The organism is Microbispora sp. H10830 (genome assembly GCF_014161375.1).
Taxonomy (GTDB): Bacteria; Actinomycetota; Actinomycetes; order Streptosporangiales; family Streptosporangiaceae; genus Microbispora; species Microbispora catharanthi.
In genome coordinates this window covers 33755-44647 of record NZ_JABBWX010000033.1, presented here as the reverse complement: position 1 = coordinate 44647, position 10893 = coordinate 33755, and the positions used below count along the sequence as shown (strand labels likewise).

Annotated in this window: 5 protein-coding genes and 2 pseudogenes; 4 read left to right on the top strand and 3 right to left on the bottom strand. The window is 68.0% G+C overall.

All coding sequences use genetic code 11. The features are described 5' to 3' along the window. Window positions 1-1439: 1439 nt before the first annotated feature. Window positions 1440-1772: pseudogene (locus HHX35_RS45295) on the top strand (cellulose binding domain-containing protein); the annotation flags it as partial. A gap of 86 nt (window positions 1773-1858) precedes the next feature. Here the strand turns inward: HHX35_RS45295 and HHX35_RS45290 are convergent. Then, window positions 1859-1990, bottom strand: a pseudogene (locus HHX35_RS45290) (hypothetical protein); the annotation flags it as partial. Between HHX35_RS45290 and HHX35_RS41695 the strand changes: the two are divergent. From HHX35_RS41695 to HHX35_RS41685, 3 genes are all read left to right on the top strand, one after another. After that, entirely contained in the window at window positions 1971-3551 is a 1581-nt protein-coding gene (locus HHX35_RS41695; RefSeq protein WP_396781934.1) for a cellulase family glycosylhydrolase, read from the top strand. The pseudogene HHX35_RS45290 and the gene HHX35_RS41695 overlap by 20 nt on opposite strands. 178 nt (window positions 3552-3729) lie before the next feature. Further along, window positions 3730-5832, top strand: a complete 2103-nt coding sequence (locus HHX35_RS41690) for a cellulose binding domain-containing protein (protein ID WP_220506516.1) — start codon at window positions 3730-3732, stop codon at window positions 5830-5832. Window positions 5833-5960: 128 nt separating this feature from the next. Next, window positions 5961-7901: an alpha-L-fucosidase gene (locus HHX35_RS41685; RefSeq protein ID WP_182904119.1), complete on the top strand. Its 1941-nt coding sequence runs from the start codon at window positions 5961-5963 to the stop codon at window positions 7899-7901. Between the two features lie 145 nt (window positions 7902-8046). Here the strand turns inward: HHX35_RS41685 and HHX35_RS41680 are convergent, their stop codons facing one another. Continuing rightward, the gene (locus HHX35_RS41680) at window positions 8047-9024 is read right to left on the bottom strand and encodes a LacI family DNA-binding transcriptional regulator (protein WP_182904118.1); all 978 of its coding nucleotides are present in this window, start codon (window positions 9022-9024) and stop codon (window positions 8047-8049) included. Window positions 9025-9361: 337 nt separating this feature from the next. Next, the gene (locus HHX35_RS41675) at window positions 9362-10879 is read right to left on the bottom strand and encodes a glycoside hydrolase family 43 protein (protein ID WP_310739673.1); all 1518 of its coding nucleotides are present in this window, start codon (window positions 10877-10879) and stop codon (window positions 9362-9364) included. Window positions 10880-10893 lie beyond the last annotated feature (14 nt).

Below are 10893 nucleotides of genomic sequence, written 5' to 3'. Positions count from 1 at the left end.
GCCAACCGCCTCGTCGGCATCCTGCACGGCTGCCTCAAGACCGGCACCCTCTACGACGAGGCGACCGCTTGGTCGCAACACTCCGGATCTCTCGCTGCTTGACACTCAAGCTCCTGGGATGTCTTTCTGCGATGCGGAAGCAGGCGAGACCATGCGGACGGCGCCCGCCCTGACAGGGGTGGGTCCGCTGGAGTGCCTCAGGTGACACGCACTGGGCTGGTTCACCCGCGTGGTGGGCCGGAGCGAAACACGGCCTTGACCCAGGGGTCAACGAGACCCATCCCGAACGCCATGACCGTCGGCGAGTATCGGCCCTGAGACCTGGGATGTTTCCCTCAGGCCGCTTTCTGTGTCGCATGAAAGTTTCACTTCGGCGGGCGATCGCGCACCGGGGAGACATCCGATCTGTAGCCATGCCGCTCCGGTCGTGCCCGGGGATGCTGATCGGGTGCTGCCAGGACCTATTTGAGAACGGGGCGCGCTCCGGGCGGGATCGGTTGGTCCTGAGTGCCGAGATGAGGGAAAAAACATCCGATTATTGAGATGCTTCTCGGCCAAGTTTCGGAGCTATCTGCTTTCATGGCCGACGAGATAAGGGGAGCGAATCGTCAGATCTGTCTTCGCCCGCCCCGCCTCGATTCTTCGCAGTCCCAGGTGCCGCCCCTTCCGGAGTCCCTGGTGGCCGACGCGCCGGCGGTGGCTGCGTTCCGCTGGGACGACAGGGTCTCCGGGGCTGGCGCCCGCCCCTCGCTCTGCGGTGAAAGTTTCAGAATTTAGTTCTAGAGCCCTTTGGGGCTCTCCGTCCCCGCACCTGTGACGAATCACGGAGGACGGTGGTGATAACGCCGCTGACCTGGGGCGACAGGTGTAGCGCGTGCTGGGAGAGTCGCGTCGGTGAGGCCACCCGCGCATCGGCCCGCCGACTGTGCGAGGGGCAGTGGCTGACCGCAGACCGTGATGCTATGTTTCGCGGCAGTTTTAGTTTCTGTTGCGTAGCTGAAAGTGCTCACGTTTCGGCGTCTCGCTCCATTATGAGCGGGCCGGCGATCTCGGGCCGATGTATCGCCGTTCATCAACAGGAGAGCGCATGGCGTGGACGAGATCCGCAGGCTTGTTCTCTCAATCGTGGGTCCCGCGTGCCCACCCGGTACTTGTGAGACCCGGTGGCGGGCGCGCTCGGCGACGCCGACGGCGCGAGAGTGACTTTCCGGGATTTCGCTACCGCAACCGCACCCTGGTCAACGGCAGGGAGGACGCGGTCGAAGGCTGACGAGTCCTGATGCGACTGCGACGCGAGGAGCCGCTGCACGGTGCGCAGGCCGCCGTCCGGCACGACAAGGCCCGTAAAAGACAACGGAGGTCCCCTCTTGAATCTGCACAGGTTACGAAGAGTCCGCCTGCGGGCCGGCGCGGTCGCCGGCGCCGTGGTCGCGCTGCTGATGGCAGGGATGCTGACTGCCGTAGGCGCCCAGGCGGCGGCCGGCTGCCGGGTGGCGTACGCGGTCTCGAGCCAATGGCCGGGCGGATTCACCGCCAACGTGAGCGTCACCAACCTCGGTGACCCGATCAGCGGCTGGAAGCTCGCCTGGACGTTCCCCTCGGGGCAGCAGGTCACCCAGGCGTGGAATGCGACGACCACCGCGTCGGGCGCGCAGGTCACCGCCGTCAACGCGAGCTGGAACGCGGCCATCGCGACCAACGCGACGGTCTCCTTCGGCTTCAACGGATCGTGGTCCGGGGCCAACACCGCTCCGGACACCTTCACGCTCAACGGCGTCACCTGCACCGGGAACACCGGCGGGCCGTCGCCGTCCCCGAGCCCGTCGCGATCCCCCAGCCCCTCGCCGTCGGCCAGCCCGTCGCGATCCCCTTCGCCGTCTCCCTCGCCGTCGGCGTCGCCCAGCCCGTCACCGTCGCCCTCGCCCTCGCCGTCGCCGTCGCCGTCGCCGTCGCCACAGCCGGGTGACGCGATGGCCACGGTGGCCGCCATGCAGCCCGGCTGGAACCTCGGCAACACCTTCGACGCCATTCCCGACGAGACCGCGTGGGGCAACCCGCTGACGACCCGGGAGATGCTGCACTACGTGCGGTCCCAGGGGTATAACAGCATCCGGATTCCGGTGACGTGGAGCAACCACCACGGTGCGGCGCCCGACTACACCATCGACGCCGCCTGGCTGAGCCGCGTCCGCCAGGTCGTCGACTGGTCCCTGGCCGAGGGCTTCTACGTGATGATCAACCTGCATCACGACTCCTGGCAGTGGATCAACGGATACCCCGGCGACCGTACGACCGTGATGAACCGGTACACCGCGCTGTGGACGCAGATCGCCGGCGCGTTCCGCGACTACTCCCCGAAGCTGGTGTTCGAGAGCATCAACGAGCCGCAGTTCACCGGCACCTCGGGAGACGCCGAGAGCGATCAGGTGCTGAACGAGCTCAACACCAAGTTCGTCCACCTCGTGCGCGAGTCCGGCGGCGGCAACGCCACCCGGCTGCTCGTGCTGCCCACCCTGAACACCAACGCCGAACAGGCCCGGCTGGACGCGCTGACGACCACCTTCAACCAACTGCACGACCCCAACCTCGCCGCGACGGTGCACTTCTACGGATGGTGGCCGTTCAGCGTCAACATCGCCGGCGGCACCCGGTACGACAGCAACGTCGAGCAGGACCTGGTCGGCAGCTTCGACCGGGTGTACAACACGTTCGTGTCCCGCGGCATCCCCGTGATCGTCGGGGAATGGGCGCTGCTCGCCTACGACTACACCCGGCCCGGCATCATCGAACGCGGCGAGTTCCTGAAGTACATCGAGGCCGTCGGCTACCACGCCCGCACCCGGAAGCTCACCACCATGCTCTGGGACGCGGGTTCGTTCCTGGACCGCAACGAGCTGCGATGGCGGGACCAGGGCGTGTACGAGATGATGAAGGCCGGCTGGACCACGCGATCCGGCACGGCCTCGTCCGATCAGGTGTACGTCCCGCACAGTGGGGCGATCACGAGCAAGACGCTCACCCTCAATCCCAACGGCACCTCGTTCCAGGGCCTGCGGCAGAACGGTGTCAACCTCGCCAACGGTGCCGACTACACCGTGTCCGGCAACACGCTGACTCTGACCGCGGCGGCCCTCACCCGGCTGGCCGGGAACCGTGCCTACGGAGTGAACGCCACCATCGAGGCCCGCTTCTCCCAGGGCGCGCCGTGGCAGATCAGCATCATCACCTCCGACCCGCCGACCCAGGCCGCCGCCACCGGCACGACCAGCTCGTTCGCCATCCCCACCCAGTTCCGCGGCGACCAGCTCGCCACCATGGAGGCCAAGTACGCCGACGGCAGCCCCGCCGGACCGGCCAACTGGACCCCGTACAAGGGGTTCTGGGACCACTTCCAGCCCGACTACAGCGCGAACACCGTCATCCTCAAACCGGATTTCTTCGCTGAGGTGAACGACGGCCGCGTGACCCTCACCTTCCACTTCTGGAGCGGGGCGCAGACCACGTACTACATCACCAAGTCCGGCACCACCGTGACCGGCGGCACCAGCTGACGAACCCGGCGACGGGGGCCGCGGCAACACCGGCCACGGCCCCCGTCGCGGAGCGATGGGCACCTCGCCGAGTCCGACGCCGGCCAGCGGTGGAAATTACTCGGACAACGCGTGTTAGCGCTAACAAAACGCCCTCCCGGCTTCTCCAGCACGGGCGAACTCCAGAAAGCGAGAACCAGTGGACCTGTCGTTTCTCCGCGGTCGCGGACGGCGGCGCCGGCTCGCCGTGGGCGTGGCCGTAGCCCTCGTCGGCGCCGTCCTCACGACGCCGCCTACGGCGGCTCAGGCGCAGACCCAGACCGTCAACGTCACCGTCAACGCCCGCGAAGGACTGGGCACCGTGCCCGACACCGCGTACGGCCTCAACCAGGCGGTGTGGGACGGAAACATGAACACCCCGGCATCGGTGGACCTCCTCGGCAAGGCCGGTGTGCAGATGATGCGCTATCCCGGCGGCTCGTACGGCGACGGCTTCCACTGGAAGACCAGCACCGTCTCCGGCGGCGGGTGGGTGGCGCCGGGGACGGACTTCGACTCCTTCATGGGCACGGTCAAGGCCATCGACGCGCAGGCGATCCTCATCGCGAACTACGGCTCCGGCACGGCCCAGGAGGCCGCCGACTGGGTGAAGTACGCGAACGTCACCAAGGGGTACGGCGTCAAGTACTGGGAGATCGGCAACGAGATCTTCGGCAACGGTCACTACGGCGCCGACTGGGAGCTCGACTACCACGACAGCAAAGGGCCGGCCACGTACGCGAACAACGTGGTGGAGTACGCCCGGGCGATGAAGGCGGTCGATCCCACGATCAAGATCGGGGCGGTGGTCACCGATCCGGGCAACTGGCCCGACGGCGTCGTCGGGGACGGGGACAGCGCGGCTTGGAACCAGACGGTGCTGTCGATCGCGGGACCGTACATCGACTTCGTGATCATGCACTACTACCCGAACCACACCACCGCCGCGGACGTCCTCCAGCAGGTGCGGCTGCTTCCCGGCGAGCTGGAGCAGCTGCGGCAGCAGATCAACCAGTACGCCGGCCGCAACGGCCCCGACATCGGCATCGCACTGACCGAGACCTCGTCCAACTACCAATCGGACACCCAGGTCGGCGGCCTGTTCACCGCGGACGTCTACTTCGCCGCGCTGGAGAACGGCGTCTTCACCGTGGACTACTGGGACACCCGCAACGGCATGGGCGACGTCACCACCGCCCCCGACGGGTCGACGTCGTACGGCGACGGCGGCCTGCTGTCGAGCGGCAACTGCAACGGCGACAACGTCTGCGAACCACCGCTGAACACGCCGTTCGCGCCCTACTACGCGCTGCAGATGCTCGGCAAGGTGGCGCTGCCTGGCGACACGCTGGTCAAGGCCGCCTCCGACAACCGGCTCGTCACCGTGCACGCCGCCCGCAACGCCGACGGCGGCCTCAGCGTCGAACTCGTCAACCAGGACCCCGGCAACTCCTACACCGTGCACCTCGGCTACGACGGCTGGACCCCAAGTAGCGCCACGCCGACCGTCCACACCCTCGGCTCCGGGTACACCTCGATCGTCACATCCACGCAGGGCACCGCGAGCACGCAGGTCATCCCGCCGTACTCGATCGTGACGCTCAAGCTCACGCCGTCGGCCACCAATCCGGTCGACACCACGCTGACCGCGCCCGGCAGCCCGGCGGCGAGCGACGTCACCGCCACCACCGCGACCATCTCCTGGCGGCCGTCGAGCGGCGGCGCCGTCACCCGCTACGCCGTCTACCAGCAGTTCGGCACCAACAGCGTGCTGCTCGGCGAGTCGACCTCGACCTCGTTCACCGCGCGCAACCTGGTCCCCGGCACCTCCTACACGCTGAACGTGCTCGCCTCCGACCAGAAGGGCTATCTCTCGATGCCCTCGAAGCCGGTCAGCTTCATCACGGGAACGCCGCGCGACAGCACCTGCGCCGTGACCTACAACCTCGCCACGGGCTGGGGCAGCGGTTTCGTGGCGAACATCGGCGTCACCAACACCGGCCCCAATCCCGTCACGGGATGGACGCTGGCGTTCACTTTCCCGGCCGCGACCGAATCCGTCTCCGACAGCACCTGGAACGGCACCTTCTCGACGGACGGCCGGCACGTGGTCGTCACGCCGACCAGTTCGAACGCCTACCTCGCGCCGAACGGCGGCAACACGGTCAGCCTCGGGTTCGTCGGCAACCAGACCGGCGCCAACCCGCCCCCCGCCTCGTTCACCCTGAACGGGACCGTCTGCACCACGACCTACTCGTACTGACACGCCTGCGGTGCGGGCCGGACGGCCCGCACCGCCTGGTCGTACGAGAAACGTGCCCTTTCCATCCGGCCCGCGACCGGCGCTCCGCGTCATCGAATCGATACGACTCTCACACGACAGGAGACAGCATGCCCCCCGTGAAGCTGTCCGGGCTACGCCGGCGCACCGCTCTCGCCGGCACCGCTCTGCTCGCCGGAGCCCTGCTCACCGCTTCGTCTCTGAGCGGTACGGCCACGGCCGCCCCCTCCACGTACGAGCCGACCTGGGCCTCGGTGGACCAGCACCCGGCCGCCCCGGAGTGGTTCCAGGACGCGAAGTTCGGCGTCTACTGGCACTGGGGCGCCTTCGCCACGCCGGAGTACGGCACCGAGTGGTACCCCCGCACGATGTACATCGACGGCTCCAGCGAGAACAACCACCACAAGAGCGTCTACGGCGATCCCTCGGTGTGGCCGTACCACTACTTCATCGACGGTGCGCGGGACAAGGCGGGCAACTGGGTGCAGTTCGCGCCCAAGCTCAAGTCCCAAGGGGGTAACTTCGACCCGAACGAGTTCGCGCAACTGGTCGCCGACTCCGGCGCGAGGTTCGCCGGTCCCGTGGCCGAGCATCACGACGGCTTCTCCATGTGGAACAGCCAGGTGAACGAGTGGAACTCGGTCGCCCGCGGACCCAAGCTCGACCTGGTCGGCCTGTTCGCCAACGCGATCCGCGCCAAGAACCTGAAGTTCATGGTCTCGCTGCACCACCTGTACAACTTCACCGGCTACTACGACCACGTGCCTCCCCAGCAGACCACCTCCCTGAAGAAGCTGTACGGGCAGCTCAGCTCCGCCGAGGAACAGCAGCTGTGGTACGACAAGCTGAAGGAGATCGTCGACAAGTACCAGCCGGACATGATCTGGCAGGACGGCGGCCTCTACCTGGTGGACGAGGCCAAGCGGCTCGCCTTCCTGTCGTACTACTACAACCAGGCCAACCAGTGGGGCAAGGAGGTCGTGGCCACCTATAAGGACGGCTTCGACACCAAAGGCGAGGTGTACGACTTCGAGCGTGGCGGCCCCGCCGATATCCAGTCTCCCTACTGGCTGACCGACGACGCCGTCAGCAATCCATCCTGGTCCTACACCGGCGGGATGACGTACTACAGCTCGGCTGCGCTGGTCCACGCGCTGATCGACCGGGTGAGCAAGAACGGCAACATGCTGCTCAACATCTCGCCGAGGGCCGACGGGTCGATCCCGCAGGCCCAGAAGGACCTGTTGAACGCCATCGGCGCCTACCTCAAGCGCAACGGTGAGTCGATCTACTCCACCCGTGCCTGGACCGTCTACGGCGAGGGCCCCACCAAGATGGGCGGCGGCAGTTTCGTCGAACCGCGGGCCGGCACGGCGCAGGACATCCGCTACACCCGTAGCAAGGACAACACCGTCCTGTACGCGGCCGTGCTCGGCTGGCCGGGTTCGACGCTGAACCTCGCCTCGTTGGCAGCCGGGAGGATGGATCTGTCCAACCTGAGCAAGGTCGAGATGATCGGCGACACCGCCGGCACCTACATCGATCTGCCCACCCGCACCCAGGACTCCTCCGGCCTGCGCATCACCCTGCCTGGCCGGCCGTACTCGGCGCTCGCGTACGTGGTGAAGCTGACCTTCAACGGGCCGATAAAGACGCCTGCCGACACGAGCGGCCCGCTGCGCAGCCTCAACGGCGGCCGGTGCCTGGACGTCAGCGGCGCCTCCCAGGCGAACGGCGCGCAGGCGCAGCTGTGGGACTGCAACGGCCAGGCGAACCAGCAGTGGACGCGGACCCCCTACAAGGAACTGCGGGTTTACGGCGGCAAGTGCCTGGACGCCTACGGCCAGGGCACCGGCGACGGAACTCAGGTCGTCATCTGGGACTGCAACGGCGGGATCAACCAGCAGTGGAACGTCAACCCCGACGGCACCGTCACCGGTGTGCAGTCCGGCAAGTGCCTCGACGCGTACGGGGCGGGCACCGCCAACGGCACCAAGATCGTCTTGTGGACCTGTAACGGCGGAAACAACCAGAAGTGGACCCGAAGCTGACGCTTCGACGAGCGAGGCCTCCAAGGTCACCCACGCCGCTCACCCACGCCGGCCGGACGTGCACGACACGTCCAGCCGGCGTGCCGACCGGACGAATCGGTTCGATCCGTGCTGCCGACGCCGGCCACGTCCCCCGTTCAATCGCTCAGCCCTTGGGGGGCGCCGTGCTGCCCCGGACGGTGAGGGTGGTCGCGATCTCCAACCCCACCTGTGTTATCTCCTCGCCGCGCCCGAGGGCCAGCGCCAGCTCGGTCGCGGCGACCGCCATCTCGCTCAACGGCTGGTGGACTGTGGTCAGCGGCGGGTCGACCCAGGCCACGACCGGCAGATCGTCGAATCCCACCACGCTCAGATCCTGGGGGATGGACAGCCCCAGCTCTCGGGCGGCCTGGTAGACGCCGAGCGCCTGCAGGTCGTTCGCGGTGAAGATGGCGCTGGGCCGGTCAGGCCGGGAGAGCAGGTCGCGCGCTGCGGCGTAGCCGTCCTCACGCGTGAGCAGGGTGCGGACCACGAGGTCGGGATGCGCGGGCAGATCGGCCTCGGCCAGTGCGGAGAGGTAGCCGGCCAGTCGAGCCCGGCAGAACGGGTGATCCGGGCCACTGATCATGGCGATGCGGCGGTGCCCCAGTTTGATCAGGTGCCGAGTCGCCGCCTGACCGCCTCTCCAGTTGGTGGCGCCCACGAAGGGAACGTCGTCCGGAAGCTCATCGATCGGGTCGAAGACGACGAACGGGATGCCTTTCGACGTCAACTGGTCGCGCTCCGCCGGGGAAAGCTGCGCCACCGAAAGGACGCATTGAGGGCGGCGGCCGACCGTGTCGTCGATGGACATGGCCGCCGAGTCGTGAAGGCCGAACTCCGAGACCATGACCCCGACACGGCTTTTGCGGGCCACCCGCTCGACCCCACGGATGATCTCCACGGCCCACATGCTCTCGAGCTCGCGGAACACCAGTTCCACGATGTTGGTCCGGTTGCCCGTGGGCTTGCGGTATCCGTACTGGTTGATCAGTTCTTCGATGCGGGCGCGAGTCTGAGCCGACACCCCCGAGCGCCCATTGATCACCTTTGACACGGTGGGGATCGAGACCCCCGCGGACTCGGCGATATAGGCGATGGTCACCGATCCCGGCCCGCCACCTTGCGAGCTCTGCTCGTCGGCCGCAAGTCCGTCCGATCGGTTGTCCGTCACGGTCACCCTTCCTCGTCAACGGCGAGTCCGCCACGTCGTCGTCGCCGGGGGCACCCGGCCTTCCTTACACGGTCTGGGGCCATTCTGGCACCCGCGCCGACGGCCGGGGGGCCGTCGGCGCCGCTCAGACCGATGCGGACACACCCGCCTGCGCGCCGGCTTCCTGCACGAGCTATCCGAAATTGTCGACGAAACTTTCTCAGACGGTCCAGCTTACAGCTCCCCGGTGCCGGCGATCCGTGACGCACGCGCTGCTTGGACGATTCGGTCAGGTGACATGAAGCGGGTCGTAGTCGAACCAGTCGAAGTGGACGCTGCCGGCCGCGGCGTACATGCCGACCACCCGGCCGGTGAAGCCGCCGGCCACCTCGGTGGACAGGTAGCGTCCGTCGAGGGTGCAGAGCTCGGTGAACGCGCCGTCCAGCGTATCGACGCCGAACGAGAGCGCGTCGGGCCCGGTGCGCGCGTCGTCAGGCGGCTGCGCTTCGGCCGTCCGTACGCCGAGCACCAGCGGCCCGGCGGGCACCGGCCGCGCGGCGACCACGGTGCGCAGGGGGCCGATGCGCGCGACCACCTGCACCTGGCCGTCCGACGCCTCGATCTCGTAGTGGTGCCGCTCGTCGAGCCGGACCGCCAGGCCGCCGCGTCCCCAGGAGGGGTCGATCCGTACGCGGGCGCGCCACGCCAGATGCCGCTGACGCCTGCCCAGAAAGGTCGCGTCGGTGTCGTCCAGAGACGCTCCGCGAGCGCGAAGGGTCAGCCAGCCGGCCCGCTCCTTCGTGGTGCAGTGCCCGTCGGGACGGCTTCGCGGAGAGATCCAGTACGGCCGCAGCTCGGGGAGGTCGAAGTCGTCCCTGCCGACCTCCTCGGGGGCGATCGACAGCGGCCACGCGGGAGCGGCCATGTCGGGGGTGAGCTCGCCGACGACAGGCCAGTCGTCGACCCAGCTCACCGGGGCCAGGAAGGTTTCGCGCCCCAGGATGTGCCAGCCGGGAGTGCCTCCGCGAGGCCGCACACCGAGCAGCACCATCCACCAGGTTCCGTCGGGGGCCTGTACGAGATCCGCGTGACCGGTGTTCTGGATCGGGCGGTCGGAACCGCGGTGCGTCAGAATCGGGTTCGCCGGGCACGGCTCGAACGGCCCGGTCGGCGCGGGCCCACGCGCGATCGACACACCGTGGCCCCGCTCGGTGCCGCCTTCGGCGATGAGGAGGTACCAGTACGCGCCGATCCGGTAGAGGTGCGGCGCCTCCGGGGAGGCGGCGCCTGGGGTTCCGGACCAGAGCTTGCGCTGCGGCCCGAATGTCTCCCCCGTCTGCGGATCGATGCGCACCTGCTCGATCCCTGCGAACGTGCACCAGCAGGTGCCGTCCTCGTCCCAGGCCAGGTCGGGATCGATGCCGCGGACGCCGGGCAACCGGATCGGGTCGGACCAGGGTCCGGCCGGGTCGGTGGCGGTGAACAGCATGTTGCCGCCACCGGTGCTCACATTCGTGACGACCAGCCAGAATCGGCTGTCGTGATGACGCAGCGTGGGGGCGTAGATCCCGGCCGAGGACGGCGTGTCGGCGGGCAGCCGCAACTGGCTCGCCCGCTCAAGGGCGTTGCCGATCTGCGTCCAGTGCACGAGGTCGCGGCTGTGGAAGACGGGCACGCCGGGGAAGTACTCGAAGCTGGAGCAGACGAGGTAGTAGTCGTCGCCCACGCGGCAGATGCTGGGATCGGGGTGGAACCCGGGGATCACGGGATTGGCGACGGTGGGGGCCGTCTGAGACTGGTCTGACACCCCGTCTGGTCCTT

Excerpts from the sequence above, each read along its gene's own strand:
- HHX35_RS41685 (WP_182904119.1), top strand. The coding sequence starts at position 5,961 with ATGCCCCCCGTGAAGCTGTCCGGGCTACGCCGGCGCACCGCTCTCGCC.
- HHX35_RS41695 (WP_396781934.1), top strand. The coding sequence starts at position 1,971 with ATGGCCACGGTGGCCGCCATGCAGCCCGGCTGGAACCTCGGCAACACC.